This is a genomic window from Paraburkholderia sp. Ac-20342 (assembly GCF_017104985.1).
Lineage (GTDB): Bacteria > Pseudomonadota > Gammaproteobacteria > Burkholderiales > Burkholderiaceae > Paraburkholderia.
Genome location: NZ_JAAGPQ010000117.1, coordinates 1 through 21,040 on the forward strand (window position 1 = coordinate 1; position 21,040 = coordinate 21,040).

Sequence of the window (21,040 nt, forward strand, 5' to 3'; positions counted from 1 at the left end):
TTTCGAGCGCATCGAGCGCGGCCAGCGCGCGCCGCCGCGCGGCGAGCCACGTCGCGGCCGGCCGTACCCACGACGGTTCGTAGTGGATCAGGCCGAGCTGCTGCGCGATCGCGCCGCGGCGCGCCAACGCATCGGCGGCTTGCACGCGTCGCTCGGCCGGTTGCGCGATTCGCGCGAGACCTCGCCACTGGTCGAGCAGAGCCGCAAGCGCGACGTCGATCTGCTTGCCGATGCTGACGGGCCAGATGCGCGTGAACACGAGATAGACGACGAGATTGCCGAGCAGGATGCCGATCGTGCGGTCGCGCGCGAGCGTCAGGTCGAAACCGGGACCGGCGCCCTGGATCACGCACAGGAAGAACGCGAATGCCACCTGGAAGCCTGCGTAGGCGATGCGCGGCGAGCCGAACGCGACCCATGCGGACAGCGCCGCGCCGACGAACACCAGCGCCATCAGATGGCCGATCGACGAGAGCGACGGCACGACGAACACGATCATCGCCGTGCCGATCAGCGCGCCGACGATACAGCCGGCGATCCGCAGCGTGAGCTTTTCGACCGTTTCGGCGGTCGAGCCGAGCGACACCATGTAGCAGGTGATGACGCAGGTATGAATGCCCTGCCAGTCGAGTTGCGAGTACAGCAGGTAGCAGAACATCGCCGCGGCCGTCGTTTTCAGCGCGTAGCGGATATGGTCGGGATTGCTGCGGGCGTCGGGCAGGAAGAAGCCGCCGCGTGGCGCGGCGGGTTTGGGTTCGGGGCCGGTCGAGGGCGTGGCTGCGGTGGTTGTGGTGGCGGCAGGAGTGGCCGTTGCCGCATCGCCCGATGCGCCGCTCGTTACGCATGGCTGCGCGAAATGCACGATCGCCGTGTGCAAATCCATCGCGGCGATGCGCGCGAGCGGCGGCAGCGTTTCGATGGGCGGTAGCGCGAGCGTCACGTCGACCGGATAGCCGCCCTGTTCGAGAATGCCGGCCATCTCGTCGAGCGTGGCCGCGAGCGGCGCCGCGAATGCGTCGGGCAGCCGCGCATCCGGTTCGCGGTCGGCGAGCGCAAGCGCGACGAGCAGCGCCGTGCTCGACGCGACGGCCTGCCGCAGCGCGGCGACATCGGCGGCGGACGAGGTGCCTTCGAGCTTCGACAGCTTGAGCCATGTGAGCAGTTGTCCGTCGCCTTCGCGCAGGCATGCGTCGAGTCCGGCGCGCGCCTCGCCGTTTGCGTGATCGCCGTTGCGCAGCCGCTGTGCCGCGAGCCGCAGCCGCCGCGCGAGTTGTGCGAGCGCGAGCCGGCGCGGCGACGGCGCGATCAGCAGGCTGACGACGAGCGTGATGCCGACCGGGATCGCCACCATCAGCCAGGCATACAGCAGGCCGCGCGTCGCGGCTTCGCCGAGCGGCGCGAGGCCGAGTTCGTCGAGCCCGAAGCCGGTAATCATCGCGACGGTCGCGCCGACCGGCCGCAGCTTGCTCGCCGACGTCAGGTAGAGCAGGCCGACCGACAGCACCGCCATGCAGGCGACGCGCAGCACCGGATAGTCGATGCTGAAGATCGCCACGCCGAGCACGAGCGCGATCACGAACGTGACCAGCACCAGCATCGCGGCCGCGAGCAGGGCGCTCGTCACGCGGTCGGTCCGGTTCAGGAAGAACACGATGTACACGGAGTTCGCGGCGTTCGGCGCGCTGTAGCCGCTCGTCACGAGCAGGGTCAGCGCGCAGATCAGTGCGACGCGCACGGCGATTGCCGCGCGCCCCGGAAACGGCGCGAGCAGCCGCAGGATTTCGCGCGGACCCGGCGCGCGGACGTCAGCGGCAGGCCGAGCCATGCCGGACCTCGACGATGGCGCTGGCGCCGACGCGCACGAGCTTGCCGTCGGGTTCGTCGAGCTTCACGCGCACCGGGAAGCGCTGCGCGACGTGGACCCAGTTCACCGAGCGCTGCACGATCGGCAGCGTGCGCGGCAGATTGATGCGATCGCTGTCCGCGACGCCCGCGCCGATGCCGACGACCTTGCCGGTCAGCGGGCGCTTGCGGTCGATCATCGAATAGACGGTGGCGCAGTCGCCGACCTCGATCTGCCCGAGCGCGGTCTCGCGGAAATTGCCGACCGCGAACCATTCGCTCGTGTCGATCAGCGTGAAGATCGCCTGGCTCGGTGCGACGGTTTCGCCGGCCAGCACCGTCAGGCCCGTCACGAGCCCGTCATGCGGCGCGCGCACGACGGTATCGTCGAGCGCGTGCCGCGCGCGGGCGAGCGCGGCTTCGCGCGCATGCAGCGTGGCGATCGCGTCGGCGTCGGTGCCGATCGTCTGCGCGGAGGCGTGCTGTTGCTCCTGCGCCTGCGCGAGCGACACGGCCGCGTCGTGTTGTCGGGTCTTCACCTGGTCGAACTGCTGCGCGCTGACGTAGCCCTGTGCGGCGAGCGGGGCGAGCCGCTGCACGTCGCGTGCCGCGAGATCGTAATTCTGCTCCGCGCGCTTGACCTGTTCGACGGCGACCGCCGCGTTCGAGTGCTCGCCGATCAGCGCGCGGCGCCGCGTGTCGAGCGAGGCGCGCGCGAGTTCGAGGTCGGCTTGCGCCTGTGCGACCGTCAACTGGTACGGCACCGGATCGATTTCATACAGCAGGTCGCCCCTGGCGACACGCTGGTTCTCGTGTACCGCGAGCTGCACGATGCGGCCGCCGACAGGCGAGGCGACGTGCACCACGTCCGCGTCGATCGAGGCGTCGTCGGTGGAGGGGTAGGCCGTCGCGCGGTAGTACGCATAGGCGAGCGCGGCGATGCCGAGCGCGACGATCGCCAGCGCGATCACGCGGCCTTTCAGGGCGTGGCGGGGGAGTCCGGCGGTCTTCATGCGAACGGCCCCGTGCCGGCGAGCCAGGCGATGACGGCCACCACGAGCCCGATGGCCGTGCAGACGGCGAACTGGTACGGCACGATGGCGGCCCAGCCCGTCGCGACGAATACGCGATGCGCGACGATCGCGCCGACGACGCCGGCGATCGCGCTCACGAGCCAGAGCGGGAAATAGGCGCCGAATAGCGCATAGGACGGTGCGCCATGCGATGCGCAGCCGGCGAGCGGCAGCACCGGCGCGACGACGGCCATGAGGGTGGGGGCGGCGCTGACTCGCAGGGGGGCGCGCGGAGAGGTTCTTCTCATGATGTGACGGGCTCGACGAGTGGAAGTCAGTGCCGGGCGCGGCGCCGTGCGGCCCGCCGTGCCGTGATGTCAGCGCCGATGGAAGAGCGCTTCTCTCTTCTTCCCGGCTAACGGTTCGGATTCCAGTATACGGCCTCTGCCTTGCGGAGAAAATGCGCGAGATACGACCGTGCAAACGGGACGAAGCCCATTGCACGATACGTATCCGGTTGCATGATCTTTACGCTGGCACTCTTCTGATAACCAAGGCGAACGAGCCGGCGGAATGGACCATTCGATTTATAAAAAAATATTGCTGCCGGCGCGTTTTTTTTCGATTTTCAGAACCGGTCGCCGCGAGAGGCCGGGCGAGCATGACGCTCATGACAGATCGCCGCCCGAGAGCGGGGCTTCGCGTATGACCTGCCGGTGCGGCGCAGTCTGGACGAACAGTGCGGGTATGCCTACTATGTCGCCTACATTCCATGCGGTAGCGCTGCACGACCTACCTTGATCGATGTCGCGGGACGCGGATGCGCAGGTAAAACGGGCATGCAAAACGCGCGGGCAGGATGCGCAAGCAAAGCGGGTTTCGGGGCGGCCGGCAGTCAGTGCGGCCCGAGTCCGTATCCGCGACGAAGCAGGGATGACCGGAAAGAAACCGGCGAGTGGCATCAGTCCAGCCGCGAGAACTCAGCGTCTCTTATTTTTTTAAACCTGGAGAATGACATGAACATTTTCAAGTCGAGCGGCGCCACGCCGAAAAACGAAAACCCCGCAAAGCCGGGATTGATGCGCGGCATTATTATCGGCGTGGGTGTTCTGGTCGTTCTTGTCGCCGCCTCCTCATTTTCCGCCACGGTGCCCGCCGGCTATGTCGGCGTGAAGACCACGTTCGGTTCTCCGTCGAGCAGCATGTACTCGCCCGGCATTCACTTCCGTATTCCGATCGCGCAGAGCATGAATAACGTCTATGTCGGCGTCAACAAGGCGACATCGGATGTCGCGGGTTCGTCGAAAGACCTGCAGCAGGTCGACATGAAGGTTTCGATCAACTTCAACATCTTGCCGGCATCGGCTACTTCGATCTTTGTGACCTATAGCAGCGATCCGTGGACCACGGTGATGGACCCGGCCGTGCACGACATCGCGAAAGCCGTCACGGCACGCTACGATGCGACCGATCTGATCCAGAAGCGCGACCAGGTCAGCCAGGAGATGCGCGAGGCCTTGCTGAACCGTTTTCAGAACATCGGCGTGAATGTCAGTGCGGTGAACATCGTCGATTTCCAGTTCAGCAAGCAGTTCAACGACGCGATCGAAGCCAAGATCACGGCGCAGCAGAACGCGCAGCGCGTCGAGAACGAAATCGCCCAGACCCGATGGGAAGCCCAGAAGCGCGTGGTGGAAAGCGAAGCGGCGCTACAGGTCGCGGAGAACACGGCGAAGGCCAACGACATTCTCGGCAAGTCGCTCGTGGACAACCCGTCGCTGCTCGAAAAAATGCGCATCGAAAAGTGGGACGGCCACTATCCGTCGACCATGCTCGGCAACTCGATTCCGATGATCAAGATCGGGCAATCGAACTGAGCGTCAGCGGTTTTATCCATACGCCAGTTTCTGGCGTATGGCGCAGCTCATTCTTCAACGCATGCTTTCGCCTCCTGTCAGCGGCCGGCTGCAATGCGCGAACGGAAATGCTCGGTTCCTTCGACGATCTTGTCGAGCACCGCGTCGAGCCCCCAGAAGCGCTCGCGCACGTCGTAGTCGATCACGCGGCAGCGAATCGACTGGAACGTACCGATGCGCTGGTGGTACATCTTGGAGAGCGCGGGATGGCCGAGTGCCTCGGATACCGCCGCGAGCGCGAGAAAGACCGAGAGTTCGCGGGCGAGCGCGGGGTTCTCGTCGGCGCGGTTGCGCAGCCAGTTGTAGAGGTCCGGGTGAAAGTTCGCGAACACACCGTTGAATCCCGCCGATCCGGCTTTCATCGCATCCCAGGCAATCGCGGCATTCGCATTCAGGATCTTCATCGGCGATCCCTTTGCCAGGGCGACGCGGCGCTTCACCGTGTCGAGATCGCAGCTCACGTCCTTTAGCATCACGAAGCGGCCGGTGTCGATGCACAGCCTGAGTTCGTCGTCGGAGAGCAGGCGCCGGTAGGGCGCCGGGCATTCGTATAGTCCGAGCGGAATGTCGGAAGGCAGGCGGCTCATCAGCCGGCGCAGATTGGCCGAGAACGCTTCCGTGCCTTCGCGGCGCGGATCGAGGTGATTCGTCACCAGCACGATGCCGTCGGCGCCGGTGGCCGCGGCGGCATTGAGTTCCTCGGCCTGCGCGTCGGGATCGTCGCTGATGTGGCCCGAGACCACCACCGGCACCCGGCCCGCCACCCGCTCGACGACGAAGCGGCCGAGCGCGGCGCGCTCCGCGAGACTCAGGAACTGCATCTCGCTCGATTGCGCCACGGCGAAGAGCGCGTCAGAGCCGTGGGCGAGATACCACTCGATCAGCCGTTCGAGCCCGGGGTAGTCGATGGCGCCGGTGTCGTCGAAGGGCGTCAGCATGACGGGCACGATACCTTCGATCGATTGCGACGGGCGTGCCGAAGAAGTAGAGAGGGACATGTCGGGGTTGTCCTCGCGAGTAGGGTTGAACGAATTGCCGGAGCGGGTTGAACGGGCCGCTCGTCAGGCGGGCGCGCGTGCCGCGCCGCCCGAAGCCGTTTCATTTTCGATCGGTTTGCGCACGAGGAACAGGTAGCTCATCGCGCCGACGAAGGCGATCGCGGCGCCGGTCAGCAGCGCCGGCACGAACGACCACGCTTGGGCGATATAGCCCGTGAAAATAGGCGCCAGCGCACTGCCGAGAAACGCGCCGAAGTTCTGGATCGCGCCGAGCGAGCCGACCCGGTTCGCGGGCGCGGCGGCGGTCGCGAGCGACCATGAACAGGCGGACGCCGCGTTGGCGAAAAAGATCACGACCGAGATGCAGACAATGGCGAGCGTGTTGCTTTCGACGAGCGCGGCCGGCACGGTGAACGCCACCATGCCGAGCATCGTGATGACGACCGCGTTGCGCCGGCTCGTCACGGGCGAGGCGCTGTTGCGCGTGATGAGGTCGGAGAACCATCCCGCGATGATCGCGCCGAAAAAGCCGCAGAAGAACGGCACGGATGCCGCGATGCCGGTGCGCGTCATGGTCATGTGACGCTCGATCGTCAGATAGCCGGGCAGCCAGGTCAGATAGACCCAGTTCAGATACGCCGAGCCGAAAAAGCCGATCAGCATGCCCCACGTCGTCATGTTCGAGAACAGCGCGCGCCAGTCCGCGAAGCTCAGCATCTCGGCGGGTTTCGTCGCGACGGCGTCGCCCTTCAGGTAGCGCGTTTCTTCCGGCGTCAGCGTCGCCGGGTCCGGGTCGCGATAACTCGCGAGCCAGATCACCGCGACCACGAGCCCGAGCACGCCCGTGAGAATGAACGCCGAGCGCCAGTGAAAGGCCACGACGAGCGGCGACAGGCAGAGCGGTGCGAGCGCCGAGCCGAGCGGCGACGCCGAGTTGTAGATGCCGGTCGGCTTGCCGCGTGCGCGCAGCGGAAACCAGTTGCTGACGACGCGCGCCGCCGACGGATACTGAGGCGACTCGCCGATGCCGAGCACGATGCGCGCGACGACGAACCAGCCGAACGTGGACACGAGACCGCCCGCGATCTGAGCCGCCGACCAGACGATCAGGCCGAGGCCCAGCAGCTTGCGCGGGCCGATGCGATCGACGAGACCGCCGATCGGCAATTGGAAGAGCGCATAGCTCCAGGCGAATGCCGAGAGCAGCACCCCCATTTCGCCGAGCGAGAGCCCCAGGTCGTTGCGGATCAGCGAATTGGCGACCGCGAGCGTGCCGCGATCGAGATAGTTCACGACGCCGCTCACCATCAGCAGCGTCAGCGCCACGGTCTGGGCGCGGCGCACGCGGCGCGGAGCCTGCTCGGACGCGGGGGTGGGTTCCATGTTGTTGTCTCCGTCTCTGTTTATGGATGGGCTGCGGCGGCGCGCAGCCGGGTCTGCTCAGGTCATTAGAAGCGGTGAACGATGCCGACGCCGATGGCGACCATGCTACGCGACGAAGCCGGCGAGCCGTTCTGGGCGTCGCCGACATCCGCCGTCGCGTTGATGATGGTCTTGCCGTCCGCGTGCTGATACGCTTCCAGAGCATACAGGCCGGTACGCCTGGACAGGACGTAATACTGCGCCAGGTGGAACGGGTTGTCGCTGGCCGCGCTCGTGATGCCGTTCGATGGTGGCGCGCGGGTGTCGCTATAGCCGGCGGCGATCTGGCTCGGTTATCTGCGCGACGATGAGTGGTTGGGGCGTCGAGGCGCGTGCGGCGATGACCGATCGCGCTATAGAGGGATGGCCGTAGCGGGCATTTGTCGGGACTACTGCGCGCCGATCCGGTGCAAACGCAATAGCGAAACCCTCAGCGCGCCGACGACATCAGGCATCACCGCGCCAGCTCGCCGAAATGGCGGCGATTCCCCAGGCCCCCGCTTTTCTCGCTTCGTCCAGCAGGGCTGGGGTCATCCCGCCCAGCGCGAACACGGGGACGCGTGAACCGGCAACGAGTTGGCCGAAATGTTCCCAGCCGAGCGGCGTGGCGTCGGGGTGCGTGCGTGTCGGAAAAACCGGCGAAAGCGTGACGAAATCCGCGCCTATCTTGTTCGCCTGCGCAAGCTGCCCGGCACTATGGCAAGCGGCCGAAACGAGCATGGCATCATGCGCCGGAGGCTCTTTCAGCGACATGAGTGCATGGCTGTTCAGATGCACGCCATCGCAGCCGATCTCCACCGCCATTTCGATAGGACCATTGAGCATCAGCATGGCTCCATGCTGACGGCACAGATCGCGTGTACGTCGCGCGAGATTCAGGTGATCGTGCTTCTCCAGATGTTTGGCCCGGAGTTGAACGAGCTGGATTCCCGCTTCGAGCGTAGCGGCCAGTTGCCGAAGAAACGTGTCGAAATGCGGCGGGTCAATCGGTTCAGGTGTGATTTGATAAAAGTCGGGAAGGACAGAGGCTTTCATCTTGCCGCGATAGAGAAGGGAGTGGGTGGCTATTGGAGAATAGCACCCGGAGAATAGCACCCAGCATCCCAGCTCATGCACAGTCCTGAGGAATCACCCGCACGCCTCGTCCGGCACCGTCAGCGAAAAACGCTGACCGCTTCGGCAAGGCGCGTCGTCTGCTGCTTCAGGCTTTCCGATGCTGCCGCGCTTTGCTCGACCAGCGCGGCGTTCTGCTGGGTGATGTGGTCGAGGTCGCCGACCGCCTGACTCACCTGCGTAATGCCGCTGCTCTGCTCAAGGGTTGCGGAGCTGATCTCGGCAATCAGATCCGAGACCCGTTTCACCTGGACGACGATCTCGTCCATGGTCTTGCCGGCGTCGTCGACCAGCCGGGAGCCGGACTCGACTTTCTCGACGCTCGCGCTAATCAGGTTTTTGATCTCCTTGGCCGCGCTCGCACTGCGCTGCGCGAGCGCGCGGACCTCGGCCGCGACCACCGCAAACCCGCGTCCCTGCTCGCCGGCACGCGCCGCCTCGACCGCTGCATTGAGCGCCAGGATGTTGGTCTGAAACGCGATGCCGTCGATGACGCCGATGATGTCGGCGATTCTCTTCGAGCTGTCGGTGATCTCGTTCATCGTGGTCACGACTTCCGACACCGCCTGTCCGCCTCTCGCCGCCGCCTCGCTTGCCGAGCCCGAAAGCTGGTTGGCCTGGGTGGCCGTTTCGGCATTGCTCTTTACCGTGGCGGTCATCTGCGTCATCGAGGTTGCCGTTTCCTGCACGTTCGTGGCGGCCTGCTCGGTGCGCGCGCTCAAATCATGGTTGCCCTGCGCGATTTCGTTGCTCGCGGTCTGAACATTGAGAACCTGCCCGCTGACGTCGTCGATCAGCCAGCGAAACATCAGGCCGAGCTGGCCGATCGTGCGCAGCGTCATGCCGATTTCGTCGACGCGGTTCATATGCACGACCGATTGGCTTTCGCCCGAGGCCACGCGCAACGCCTGCTTGCGCATCTGTTCGAGTGGCCGCGAAATCTGCGCTTCCAGGCACCACGAGGCCCATGCCGAGGCGAGCGCGGCGATTCCGGCAAAGGAACCGAGCGCGACGCCGCTCAGGCCGAGCGTCCAGACTCCGGCGATAAGCAGCGGCACGAGCGCCAGCAGGGTCGAGCGGATGCGCCAGCGCACGGGCATCGTTTGCAGGATCGAAGTCCAGCCCATCAGACCGGTGCGCACGATCAAGCCCTTGTGAAAGCGGCGCTTGCCGGCCTTGCCTTCGCGGAAATCCTTATAGAGCGCTTCGGCGGCTGCAATCTCTTCGCGCGAGGCTTTGGTCCGCACGGACATATAACCCGCCGGCCGGCCGTCTCTCACGACGGGTGTCGCGTTGGCGCGGACCCAGTAATGGTCGCCGTTCTTGCGCCGGTTCTTTACCAAAGCGGTCCAGGGTTCGCCGCTTTTGAGCGTGGCCCACATATCGGCGAAGGCTTCTTTGGGCATGTCCGGATGCCGCACCATGTTGTGCGGCTGACCGTGGATTTCCTCGGGACTGAAGCCGCTGACTTCGACAAAGGCCGCGTTTGCGTAGGTGATGTAGCTCTGCGTGTCCGTGGTCGACATCAGCGTCGCGTTGTCGGGAAACTCGAATTCGTGCTGCGTGACCGGTTGATTATTTCGCATGAATGCAAAGCCCTCTGGAATGTTTTATTCGGCACGCAACACGACGCGCGCTACCGATCTTTTGTCCTTGTTAACGGTAGGGTTATCCAAACCTTTAGGCTTTTAGGGCGATAACAAACAGGCCGTGTCGAAGCAGCCCGGTTAAAGCCCTTTTCTTATGAAGAGCCGGTGCGCGGTTACTTGCCCGCTCCCGTGGATGGCACGCAGGTCAGCACCAGAGTTCCGCCATGATTTGCAGCGGCGCGGACGATCGCATCGTGATGCTCTCCCGATCCGCAGGACCATGTGGCGCTCAGGTCGGCTTGGCAAAGATGCCGGGCTCGATAGGACGCGGGCGGGGCGATGGGGTATCGGCACGTGTCGAGGGTATTGCAGCGCCTCGCGAGATCGCGCGTGATGTTGCTCTCGCGGGCACCGCAATTTGCGCCGTAGGTGCCGGATTCTACGCGTATGGATTGAGCCGATGCGACCGTGCTGGTGCCGAGCATGCCCGCAAGCCAGAGGAACGTGCAGATCGCTCGACGCATGATGACCTCCATCGTGGCCGCCATCGTCGCACGGCCTCAGTCATAGCCTCGGTGCTATGAAGTCATAGCCCACCCGGCAATTGTTTGACCGCTCTCCGGTCGTTACATTGCTTCAAAGCAAGCTTCACAGCAACGCCACGAGTGCCTCGCGACAGACGACACCAGGCGTTGTCATCGCAGGACTCCGTACCGGTGACAAGGCAAGGCTCCGACAGCGGCGCTGTGCCATGCAACGGATACGGAGATTACATACAACGAATGGAGACAACGAAGTGCGCCTCTCGACCCATGTCGCGACGCTAACGATGTTAGCAATCGCGCCTGGCGTGGCCTGTGCCCAATCGGCGGTCACGCTTTACGGTTCCATCGACGGCAGTCTGCGCTACCTTACGCATGCGGATAGCGCCGGAGATGGACAATTTCTCACCGGCGGCAAGGGCCTGTACGAGTCGAATCGCTTTGGCGTCACCGGCGAGGAAGATCTTGGCGGCGGACTCAAGGCTCACTTCAAACTGGAGTCGGCATTCGACAGCGGCACGGGTGCGCTCGGCACGCCCGGCGCATTGTTCACCCGTGAAGCGACGGTCGGCCTGAGCGGCCCCTGGGGCGGCGTAAACCTCGGGCGGCAATTCTCGGTCAGCGCGCGCACGGTGTCCGCGTTCGACCCGTTCACGTTTCACTACCTGAGTATCACGCCGTTGTCGAAGGATATCGTCGGCACCTCGTCGGATCGCTTCGACAACGACATTCAGTACACCGGCGAATTCGGCAACCTGATCGCGCGCGCCGAATACGTGCCGGGCGGCGTGGCCGGCAGCATCAAGACCGGGACGGCGCTGGCGGCCGGCGCCACCTATCGCATTGGCGGCGTGCGCTTCGGCGCGGCCTACACGGAGTGGAACGATTTCGGCGGTCCCGGGCTCAATCGCAATCAGTTGTCGGCAGGCGCGGACTATCGTATCGGCGCGTTCCGCGTCACCGGAGGCTATATTGGCGATCGGCAGGACGGCCTCGCCGGCGACAGTCTTTCGCGCGATCTCTGGCTCGGCACGGTCTATACGTTCACCCCGGCATTCGCCCTGACCGATGCGATCTATCGCACCGATTACGATGCGCGCGGCAAGAAGGGTTCGAAAACGCTTCTGATGGCGGGCATCACCTATTCGCTGTCGAAAGAGACGCTGCTGTATGCGGAAATCGACAACACCCGGTTTACCGGTACGGCGATCACGAACGGACAGGGCAACCAGTTCGGTGTCGGGTGCGGTATCAGCAAGCGGTTCTGAAACGGATCGCGGACAGTTACACGACGTCACGGCCATGGTGGGCGTGACCAGACGGAGCATGGAACATGCGTATTCTCGACTCTCATTTTCACTGGTGGCCGCGCTCGATCTTCGAGGCCTTGTGCAAGCGTGAAGGTTTTCCGCGTGCTCAGAGCAACGGCAAAGGCGGCTATACCTATTGGCGGCAGGAAGGCAGCGTGGCGCGCTTCAATCTCGGCGCGGAGTGGTTCGATCTCGACCGGCAAATGGCGCATATGGACACGCTCGGCTACGAGGTCGACGTAATTGCCTCGATCGGTCCGTTCTCGCTGCATTTCTCCGATCTGCCGGTGGACGAGGGCCGCGAGGCGGCCATGATGTGGAACGAGGAAATGGCCGGCGCGCAGCGCCGCTATCCGGGCCGGTTGTGGGCCACCGCCGCCGTGCCGCTGCGCGATACCGACGTGGCGCTCGAAGTAGTGGATCATGCCATCGGCAAGCTCGGGCTCGTGGGCGTCAATTTGCCCGGCAGCGTCGGTTCGCTCGACCGCATCGACGCCGCGCGGCTCGAACCGTTCTATGCGCACGTCGCGAAACTCGGCGTGCCGCTCTTCCTGCATCCGACCGACTCGATTTTCCCGGACATTCTCGACGGCTACGACGGCGCGCTGTATCTGAGCCTTGGGCGCGTCATCGACGTCAGCGTGTCGGCCTGCCGGCTCGTGCTTTCCGGGATCATGGAGCGTCATCCGGACCTGAAGGTGATCATGTCGCATACGGGCGGCGCGCTCCCATATCAGGCGGGACGCATGGACAAGAACGCGAAAGCCGCGAAGCTGCCGTCTCCGCCGAGCACCTACATCAAGCGCATGTATACCGATACGGTGTCGCCGCATGAGCTGGGCATCCGTTTCGCGATCGAGTTTTACGGCGCGGAGCATGTGATGTACGGCAGCGACTATCCCTGCTGGGACCCGGCTACCGCGGTGCGGCTGTTCGAGGAAGTCGGCGTGTCGAAAGAGGACCAGCAGAAGATTTTCTACGGCAACGCACGACGCCTGTTCGGCTTGCCGGACGCCGCCTGAGCACCGCCATGCCCGAACGCCACTCTATCGATCTCGAAGCGCTGATCGACCAGCGCAAGCTGGGCGGTTTCCAGATTTTCGTCGCGGTGCTGTGCGCGGCCGCGTTGCTCGTGGACGGTTTCGACACGATGGCGATCGGCTATGTCGCGCCGGCGCTGATCAAGGCATGGGGCATCGATCGGGCCGCGATGACACCCGCCTTCGCGGCGGGCCAGATCGGCCTGATGCTCGGCTCGATGGTCGTCGGCCCGCTCGCGGACCGGTTCGGCCGGCGGCCCGTGATGGTGTTCAGTTGCGTGGCCTTCGGTCTGCTTTCGCTCGCCACCATGCGGGTCACGTCCGTCGGCGAACTGGCCGTGCTGCGTTTCCTGATCGGCTTCGGGCTGGGCGGCGGCATGCCCAATGCGCTCGCGTTGACGAGCGAGTACATGCCGTCGCGCGTGCGCGTGACGGCCACGATGATCATGTTCTGCGGTTTCTCGATCGGCGCGGCGCTGGGCGGCTGGGCCGTCGCGCATCTCATCGTGCGGCACGGCTGGCAGGTCGTGTTCCTGATCGGCGGCGTGATTCCGCTCGTGCTCGCCGTGGTGCTGGCGCTGCTGTTGCCCGAGTCCTTGCGCTTTCTGGCGGCGACGGGGAAACATCCGCGGCGTCTCGCACGCTGCGTGCGCCGCATTGCGCCCGAGGCCGATCCCGAAGGCCGGGCCGCCTATGTCGTGACGGAGAAAAAGGCGGCGGGCTTCGTGGTGCGCGAGCTGTTCACGGAAGGCCGCACGCGCATGACGCTGCTGCTATGGGCCATTACGTTCATGGTTCTGCTCGATCTCAATCTGCTGTCGAGCTGGGTGCCGATCATGCTGCACGATTCCGGACTGTCCATCGAAACCGCGGCGGCGGTGACGATCGGCTATCAGGTCGGCGGCGCGTTCGGCAATCTGCTGCTGGGCCGATTTGTCGACCGTTACGCGCCGTTCCTCGTGCTGGTCGTCACCTTCGTGATCGCGTTCGCGGGCATCGTGAGTCTCGGGCTCGCCGGCACGCACGTCGCGTTGCTTACCGCGCTGATATTCGTGGTGGGATTCTGCGTGATAGGTGGAGTCGGCGCTTCGGATGCCCTGGTGGCGACCTGCTATCCGACCGGGATGCGCGTGACGGGGCTCGGCTGGGCGATCGGCGTGGGTCGTTTCGGCGCGGTGATCGGGCCCACGCTGGGCGGCTTCGCGTTGACGATGGGATCGAGCGCCGCGAGCTTCTTCGCGATCGGCGCGCTGCCGATGCTTGGTGCTGCCGCCGCCGCATTCGTCGTGCATGCGGACTCGCGCAACCTCGCCCGGACCACGCCTTCGCTGCGCGGCTTCTAGGCCCGCGGCCTCGCGCCGCGAATGTCCCGGGCTTGTTCGCGCTTATCTGCACTCATCGGCGCTTACCTGCACGCTTATCTGTGATTACCCGCGCGCGAGACACAGCCCACGCTGCATCAAACGCGCATTCTCTCGGCATCCCGCACGATCTCGACGAGCCGGTCGATCTCCGGCATGTCGGACTTCGCGTTGCGCAGGTAGTGCAGCGTGAGGTGCATCGGCGGGACGTCCACGTCGAGTTCCACGATGCTGCCGGCGGCAATGTCCTTTTGCACCGAGCGCCGCAGCGAACACGAGATGCCGATTCCCGCGATCACCATATTGCGCACCATGCTCATTTCCTGCGCCTGCGAGGCCACGATCGGCTCGGCGAGACCTGCGGCGCGCAGCATGTCGGCGATCGTGCGGCCGAAGTACGAAGTGTCGTAGGCCACGATGAACGGGTACTGCGCCAGCGTGTCGATGCTGATGTCGGTCTCGTTCGCGAGCGGATGGTCCGGCGCGGCGATGAACGCAAGCCTGTAGCGGCTCAGCGGCTCGGCAGGCAAGCCGGGAACCTCGCCGTTGCTGAGCAGAAACCCGAGGTCGACCTGGCCGCGTGAACACAACGAATGCACTTCCTCGAACGTGCCGGCCAGCGCGACTAATTCGATTTGCGGAAACTCGGTGGAAAATTCGCCCAGCGATTTCGACAGCACGGAATCGGCGACGAAGCGCTGTGCCGCGAAGCGCAGCTTACGTTTGCTTTTCTTGAGATTGGCGGAGATCGCCGTCGTGCGCTCGAGCGTTTCGAGCGCGTAGGTGTAGAAGGCCCGGCCGGCGGCCGTGAGTTGCGGGCTCACGCCCGGGCGGCGTTCGAACAGGGCGCCGCCGATCTTGGCTTCCAGCTCGCGGATATGAACGCTGACGGAAGGCTGCGCGATGTCGAGCGCTAAGGCTGCCGCGCCGAAACCACCCGAGTCGACAACGGCGACGAAGACCTGCAGCCCACGCAATGTAACCGGCAACATCTGTTCCTCTCCGCTCCGCGAATAACCCATAGCTATCTTACTATGGATCCATAGCCTGATGGCGGATTGCCTGCGTGCCCCGGGGTCACTTAAGGTTGGGTCACAGAACGACAAAAAGGAAAAGGAGACAACTACACCGTTGGCCATTCCTGTTCTGCTGCATGAGCGGTGCCGATGCGTGAGCGCATCGCACTACTGATCAAATCTGACTATGTGGAATATGCGATGAATCAAGTTGGTGTGGACATAGGCGGGACATTCACGGACCTCGTGGGGTATCGGGCGGGGGAGCTTCTGCTGGCCAAGACCCTGACCACGCCGGCCAATCCCACGCAGGGTGTGGCGACGGCGCTGGAGCTGGCCGGCACGCAGCTGGCCGAGCTCGACGAGTTCCTGCACGGCTCGACCATGGCGATCAATACGGTGCTCGAACGCAAGGGCGCGGCAACCGCGCTGATCACGACCGAAGGTTTCCGTGACGTCTACGAGATCGGCCGCGGCAACCGGCCCGACGCGTTCGACATTCATTTCCAGCGTCCGCAGCCGCTGATTCCGCGCGACCTGCGCTTCGAAGTGCGCGAGCGTCTGAATGCGAAGGGCGAAGTGCTGACGCGCCTCGACGAAGATGCCGTGCGCGGGCTGGGTGCCGAACTGGTCGCGCAAGGCATCGAGTCGGTGGCGATCTGCTTCTTGCACGCCTATGCGAACCCGCAGCACGAACTGGCGGCCGGCCGCATTCTGCGCGAGGCTTACCCGGACCTGTTCGTGACGCTCTCGCATGAAATCCTGCGCGAGTTCCGCGAGTACGAACGCACCTCGACCACGGCGCTCAACGCCTATGTCGGCCCGCGTGTGCGGCGCTATCTGCAGACGCTGAAGTCGCATCTGGACGAGCGCGGCTTTCGCGGCGGGATTCAGATCATGCGCTCGAACGGCGGCAGCATGTCGCTTTCGCATGCGGCCGTGGAGCCGGTCTCGATGATGGAGTCGGGCCCGGTGGCGGGCATGATCGGCGCGGGGCACGTCGCGAAGCTGCTCGGCATTCGTCAGGCGATCGGCTTCGACATGGGCGGCACGACCGCGAAGGCCACGCTCATCACCGAAGGCATTCCGGCGATCGAGGACGGCTACTACATCGGCGGTTATGCGACCGGCCAGCCGATGCAGTTGCCCGTCGTGTCGATCGTCGAGGTGGGCACGGGCGGCGGCAGCATCGCGTGGCGCGACAAGGCGGGCGGTCTGCACGTCGGGCCGCAGAGCGCGGGCGCGGCGCCGGGCCCGGTGTGCTACAGCCGCGGCGGCGTCGAGCCCACGATCACCGACGCCAACGTCGTGCTCGGGCGTCTCAACCCGGGCCGCTTCCTCGGCGGCGGCATGGCGCTCGATGTCGAAGGCGCGAAGGGCGCACTGGCGAAATACGTCGGCGAAGGGCTCGATCTCTCCGTGAACGAGGCAGCGATGGGCGTGGTGCGCATCGCGGACTCGGCGATGGCGCTCGCGGTGCGCGCCGTGTCGGTGCGCAAGGGCGTCGACCCGCGCGATACGGCGATGATCGCCTTCGGCGGTGCGGGGCCGGTGCACGCAGCCGCGCTGTGCAAGGAAATCTATATTCCGACGCTCGTGATCCCGAAGCTGCCGGGCAACTTCTCGGCGATGGGCATGCTGCTCGCGCCGTGGCGCCAGGACCTCGTGCGCACGCTCGTGGGCGTGCTCGGCCAGCTCGATCAGCAGGCCGTGCTCGCGGCCTTCGACGAACTGACGGCGGCGGCGAAGCGTCAGCTTGCCGAAGACGAGCTCGACGCGGACAAGGCGCGGTTCGATTTTGCCGTGGACCTGCGCTATCGCGGCCAGGAGCACAGCATCACGGTTCCGCTCGCCGGGCCCGATGCGCTGTCGCATACGAACACCGCGATGCGCGAGCGCTTCGACGAACTGCACGATCAGCGCTATGGGCATTCGGCGGCGGGCGAGATCATCGAGGTCGTCAATCTGCGGCTCACCGCGACCGTGTCGCGCGGCGACGCCATCGGCAGTTTCATCAGCGCGCCGTTCGAAGCCGAAGCCGCGCGCGAAGAGCAGGTGCGCGAGGTGATCTTCGACGATCCCGAGCGTCCGCTCACGGCGCGCATTCTGTGGCGCCCGGCGCTCGCGCCCGGCTTCACGGTGGAAGGACCGGCCGTGATCGAGGAGCCGCATTCGACCACCGTCATCTTCCCCGGCGACGTCGCCCGCATCACCGAACACGGACACATGGTCGTGTCCATCAAACTGCCCGAAGGAAATCAGCCATGAAGACCCAGCAAACCTCTCAAGCGGTTGCCGCGGCGCGTCGTCCCGCCGTGGACCCGATCACGCTGGAAGTGGTCGGCAATTCCCTGATCGCCTACGCCGAGGAAATGGCGCTCGCGCTGTGCAAGTCCGCGTACAACATGATGATTTACGAGGTGCGCGACTTCTGCTGCGGGCTCATCGATACCGAAGGCCGGATGATCTGCCAGAACGAAGGCGGCCTGCCGATCTTTCTCGCGGACCTCGGGATCGCCGTCAAGGACGGTATCGACCGTTTCGGCCTGGACGGCTTCGCACCCGGCGACGTGATCATCATGAATCACGCCGGCGTGTGCGGCCAGCATCTGAACAACGTCGTCGTGTACACGCCGTGCTTCTTCGAAGGCAAGGTGGTGGCGTTCGCGGCCAACCGCGCGCACTGGGCCGACGTGGGTGGCCTGCGCACGGGCTTCGGCAACGTGCAGACCTACGAGATTTTCCACGAGGGCATCCAGATGCGCTCGATCAAGATCTACGAGGCCGGCCGCCGCAACGAAGGCGTGTGGCAGATGATTTCCGACAACATCCGCTTTCCCGAGGCGTCGCTCGGCGACCTGCGTGCGCAGATCGCGGCCTGCCAGCTCGGCGGCCGCCGGCTTGCCGAACTCTATGGGCGCTACACGGTGCAGACCGTGAGCGATTGCATCGAGGCCTCGTGGGACCAGGCGGAAGCCGAGGCGCGCGCGGTGGTAGCGAGCATTCCCGACGGCGTCTATACCGCCGAATCGCGGCTCGACAGCGACGGGCGCCGGCTCGATGTGCCGCTGCGCGTGAAGGTCACCGTGATCGTGGACGGCTCGAATCTCACCATCGACTATTCCGGCATGAACGAGCAGGTGCCGGGGCCGCTCAACTCCGGCTACTCGGGCGGCCTGTCGGCGGCGCGCGTCGCGTTCAAATGCATCACGATGCCGCACGCGCCCGTCAACGAGGGCTGCTTCCGCGCGCTCACGCTGATTTCGCCGGAAGGCACCATGCTCAACGCGCGCCCGCCCGCGGCGCTCGGCCTGTGGAGCATCGCCTTGCCGACCGTGATCGACACGCTGCTGCGCGCGCTCTCGCAAGCGCTGCCCGACTTCGTGCCGGCCGCTCACAAGGGCGACATGGGCGGCTGCTCCTTCTACGGGCAGCGCGAGGAAAACGGCGAGCGCTACGTGCTGATGAATATTTTCGGCGGCGGCTGGGGCGGGCGCGCGAAGGAAGACGGCGCATCGGCCTCGGTGTCGATCTGTCAGGGCGACGTGCGCAACACGCCGGTGGAGCTGCAGGAAATCCGCTATCCGTTCCTCGTCGAATGCCACCAGCTGCGCGAGGACAGCGGCGGCGCGGGCGAGCATCGCGGCGGTCTGGGTGTCGTGCTGCGCTACAAGGCGCTGCAAAAGAGCACCGTCAACGTCAACCTCGAACGCATCATCGAACCGCCGTGGGGCGCGAAGGGCGGCAATCCGGGCGCGAGCAACGCGGCCATGATCCGGCGCCACGACGGCGCGGAACGCTCGGTGACGAAGGAAAGCAATATCGCGCTGGCCGCCGGCGACACGATCACGTTCTGGACCGCGGGCGGCGGCGGTTACGGCGAGGCACGCGAGCGTGCGCGCGAGCGTATCGAGGACGATCTGCAAAAGGGCTATGTGAGCGTGGCGGGGGCACTGCGCGACTACGGCGTGCGGCTCGACGAAGAGGAGGCGACACCATGAGCGCGCAACTTCATCAGGAGCGTTCGGGCCGTCTGCGGCGCGCGATGGCCGACGCCGGGCTCGATCTGCTGGTGGTGCCGGGCGACGCGTGGCACAGCGACTATCTGCGTTACGCGCTCGACCTCACGCCGATGGAAGGCGAGGCCATCGCCTGCATCGAACGCGACGGCGCCGCGCGGGTGTTCGTCGCCAGTCACGCCGAGGCTGCGCGATTCGCCGCCGAGCAGCCCGCGGTGCAGGTGTCGTGCTCGGCCGATCCGCTCGCGCAAGCCGAAGCCTGGATTGCCGCGCGCGGCGCGGCGCAGGCCGCGCTGGTGGCACCCGGCGTGGCGCCCACGCGTCTTGCCCAGGGCCCGCTGGGCGCGGGCATGACGGCGGCCACCGCGTGGTTCGACCGGCTGATGGTCAGGAAGAGCGCGGCGGAAGCCGATGCAGTGGCGCGCGCCACCGCGCTGGCCGACGCCGGTTATGCGGTGTTCCGGGACGCGGCGCGCGTGGGTTGCAGCGAATACGAACTGATCGCCGAAGTCGAAGCGTGGTTCCGCAGCCAGGGATGCCCCGAGAACTTCGTGATTCTCGGCACGGGCGGTCGCGAAGTGCGCGGCATGCATCCGCCCGGCGACAGGCGCATCGCGGCGGGCGATCTCGTGACCACCGAACTCACGCCGTGCGTCGACGGCTACTACGCGCAGATCTGCCGCACGCTCGTGGTCGGCGAGCCGACCGACACGCAGCTGCGCGCCTATGCGGTCTACCGGGAGGCGCTCGAAGCGGGGATCGCGGCGGTGCGACCCGGCGCGACGCACGGCGACGTGGCGCGCGCGCAGAACGACGTGTTCCGCCGCCACGGTCTCGGGGACTACGTGACGTCGGCGTATACGCGGGTGCGCGGCCACGGCGTGGGCCTTTTCGTCGACGGGCCGCACGTGCTGGAAAACGTCGAACTCGTGCTCGAGCCCGATATGACGCTGATCGTGCACCCCAACACGTATCACCCCGAGGCCGGCTATATGGTGCTCGGCGATACGGTGCGCGTGACGGCGAGCGGCTGCGACGTTCTCACGGGAACGACGCGCGATCTCATCAGTGTGCCGGCCTGACCGCCTGCGTAAAAGGAGTCCTGACTATGCGTCGAGGTTTGATCAGCTGGTCGCGGGAGGAAGTCCCGCAAGCGATACTGGAAGCCCGCGTGGCGCGGTTGCAGCAGGCGATGCGCGAGGCGCGCCTGGATGCGGTGCTAGCCTATACGTCGTTCGCGCAGCCCGCGCCCGTGCAGTGGCTCACGCACTTCGTGCCGTACTGGAGCGAGGCGCTCGCGGTGGTGTTGCCGCACGGCGCGCCGACGCTGCTCGCCGCGCTGACGCCGCGCGTGCATCCGTGGATTCGCGAGGTTTCGCATCTGGGCGAGGTCGTGTCGGCGCCGCGTCTTGGCGAGAAGACAGGGGAGTTTCTGCGCGAGCAGGGACTCGGAGATCGTGCCGATAGCAAGGCGCGCATCGGCGTGATTGGTCTGGATGGGCTGCCGTGGTCCGTGGGCGAGCCGCTCGTGAAGGCATTCGGTGAAGACAGTCTCGTCGACGCCAGTGCGCTCTACGCGCAATTGCGGCAGACCGCGGATCGCGCCGAACTCGATCTCGCGAAACGCGCCACGGCGATCGGCGAGGCCGCGCTGCTCGCGATCCCGGCCGGCGCGACGCGTGCCGCCGAGGTGCTGGCGGCGATCGAAGCGTCGGCACGCCGCGCGGGCGCGGAAGAAGTGCTGCTGCGGATCGCGCCGGATTTCACGCGCAACGCCACGCTCTCGCGCATGGAGGGCGACGCGCCGCTCGGCGAACGCTACGCGGTGGAGCTGTCGGTCGCCTACAAGGGTAGCTGGG

17 protein-coding genes and 1 pseudogene are annotated in these 21,040 nt (G+C 65.7%); 8 read left to right on the plus strand and 10 right to left on the minus strand.

Going from position 1 to position 21,040, the window contains the following annotated elements:
* The 3 genes from G3N58_RS30435 to G3N58_RS30445 form a co-directional block, all read right to left on the minus strand.
* On the minus strand, positions 1-1,825 hold a 1,825-nt coding region (locus G3N58_RS30435), incomplete at its 3' end, for an FUSC family protein (RefSeq protein ID WP_206001048.1).
* On the minus strand, positions 1,806-2,855 hold the full coding sequence (gene mdtN, locus G3N58_RS30440; protein WP_205990733.1) for a multidrug transporter subunit MdtN: 1,050 nt from the start codon (positions 2,853-2,855) through the stop codon (positions 1,806-1,808). The genes G3N58_RS30435 and mdtN, both read right to left, overlap by 20 nt.
* Positions 2,852-3,163 carry a hypothetical protein gene (locus tag G3N58_RS30445; RefSeq protein WP_206001049.1) on the minus strand — a complete coding sequence of 104 codons (312 nt, stop codon included), beginning with the start codon at positions 3,161-3,163 and terminating at the stop codon, positions 2,852-2,854. Before G3N58_RS30445 ends, mdtN begins: the two co-directional genes overlap by 4 nt.
* 708 nt (positions 3,164-3,871) lie before the next feature.
* Here G3N58_RS30445 and G3N58_RS30450 point away from each other — a divergent pair.
* Positions 3,872-4,732 carry a prohibitin family protein gene (locus G3N58_RS30450; protein WP_167048990.1) on the plus strand — a complete coding sequence of 287 codons (861 nt, stop codon included), beginning with the start codon at positions 3,872-3,874 and terminating at the stop codon, positions 4,730-4,732.
* A 77-nt stretch (positions 4,733-4,809) separates the two neighbouring features.
* Here the strand turns inward: G3N58_RS30450 and G3N58_RS30455 are convergent, their stop codons facing one another.
* From G3N58_RS30455 to G3N58_RS30475, 6 genes and pseudogenes are all read right to left on the minus strand, one after another.
* Positions 4,810-5,769, minus strand: coding sequence for a dihydrodipicolinate synthase family protein (locus G3N58_RS30455; RefSeq protein WP_167048988.1), 960 nt, complete (start codon positions 5,767-5,769; stop codon positions 4,810-4,812).
* A gap of 63 nt (positions 5,770-5,832) precedes the next feature.
* A complete protein-coding gene (locus tag G3N58_RS30460) occupies positions 5,833-7,152 on the minus strand; it encodes an MFS transporter (protein ID WP_205990735.1) in 1,320 nt (439 codons plus the stop codon).
* Between the two features lie 65 nt (positions 7,153-7,217).
* Positions 7,218-7,472: pseudogene (locus G3N58_RS34340) on the minus strand (porin); the annotation flags it as partial.
* A 166-nt stretch (positions 7,473-7,638) separates the two neighbouring features.
* Entirely contained in the window at positions 7,639-8,226 is a 588-nt protein-coding gene (locus G3N58_RS30465; RefSeq protein ID WP_206001050.1) for a thiamine phosphate synthase, read from the minus strand.
* A gap of 119 nt (positions 8,227-8,345) precedes the next feature.
* Entirely contained in the window at positions 8,346-9,890 is a 1,545-nt protein-coding gene (locus tag G3N58_RS30470; protein ID WP_206001051.1) for a PAS domain-containing methyl-accepting chemotaxis protein, read from the minus strand.
* A gap of 176 nt (positions 9,891-10,066) precedes the next feature.
* Positions 10,067-10,429: a hypothetical protein gene (locus tag G3N58_RS30475; protein ID WP_241017293.1), complete on the minus strand. Its 363-nt coding sequence runs from the start codon at positions 10,427-10,429 to the stop codon at positions 10,067-10,069.
* A 293-nt stretch (positions 10,430-10,722) separates the two neighbouring features.
* Between G3N58_RS30475 and G3N58_RS30480 the strand changes: the two genes are divergently transcribed.
* The 3 genes from G3N58_RS30480 (at position 10,723) to G3N58_RS30490 (ending at position 14,128) form a co-directional block, all read left to right on the plus strand.
* Entirely contained in the window at positions 10,723-11,703 is a 981-nt protein-coding gene (locus G3N58_RS30480; protein ID WP_167284189.1) for a porin, read from the plus strand.
* Between the two features lie 65 nt (positions 11,704-11,768).
* Positions 11,769-12,767, plus strand: coding sequence for an amidohydrolase family protein (locus G3N58_RS30485; RefSeq protein ID WP_206001052.1), 999 nt, complete (start codon positions 11,769-11,771; stop codon positions 12,765-12,767).
* Between the two features lie 8 nt (positions 12,768-12,775).
* Entirely contained in the window at positions 12,776-14,128 is a 1,353-nt protein-coding gene (locus G3N58_RS30490) for an MFS transporter (RefSeq protein ID WP_206001053.1), read from the plus strand.
* A gap of 116 nt (positions 14,129-14,244) precedes the next feature.
* Here G3N58_RS30490 and G3N58_RS30495 read toward each other — a convergent pair whose 3' ends face one another.
* Entirely contained in the window at positions 14,245-15,285 is a 1,041-nt protein-coding gene (locus G3N58_RS30495) for a LysR family transcriptional regulator (protein ID WP_167048944.1), read from the minus strand.
* 78 nt (positions 15,286-15,363) lie between these two features.
* Here G3N58_RS30495 and G3N58_RS30500 point away from each other — a divergent pair, with 78 nt between their 5' ends.
* The 4 genes from G3N58_RS30500 to G3N58_RS30515 all read left to right on the plus strand — a co-directional run.
* Positions 15,364-17,430, plus strand: coding sequence for a hydantoinase/oxoprolinase family protein (locus tag G3N58_RS30500; RefSeq protein ID WP_206001054.1), 2,067 nt, complete (start codon positions 15,364-15,366; stop codon positions 17,428-17,430).
* Positions 17,427-19,163 (plus strand): hydantoinase B/oxoprolinase family protein, encoded by a 1,737-nt coding sequence (locus G3N58_RS30505; RefSeq protein WP_167284191.1) that lies wholly within the window; start codon positions 17,427-17,429, stop codon positions 19,161-19,163. The genes G3N58_RS30500 and G3N58_RS30505 overlap by 4 nt, the downstream gene beginning before the upstream one ends.
* A complete protein-coding gene (locus tag G3N58_RS30510; RefSeq protein WP_206001055.1) occupies positions 19,160-20,263 on the plus strand; it encodes a Xaa-Pro peptidase family protein in 1,104 nt (367 codons plus the stop codon). The genes G3N58_RS30505 and G3N58_RS30510 overlap by 4 nt, the downstream gene beginning before the upstream one ends.
* Positions 20,264-20,289: 26 nt before the next feature.
* Positions 20,290-21,040 (plus strand): aminopeptidase P family N-terminal domain-containing protein (locus G3N58_RS30515; RefSeq protein ID WP_206001056.1); only part of this gene is annotated, 751 nt, incomplete at its 3' end.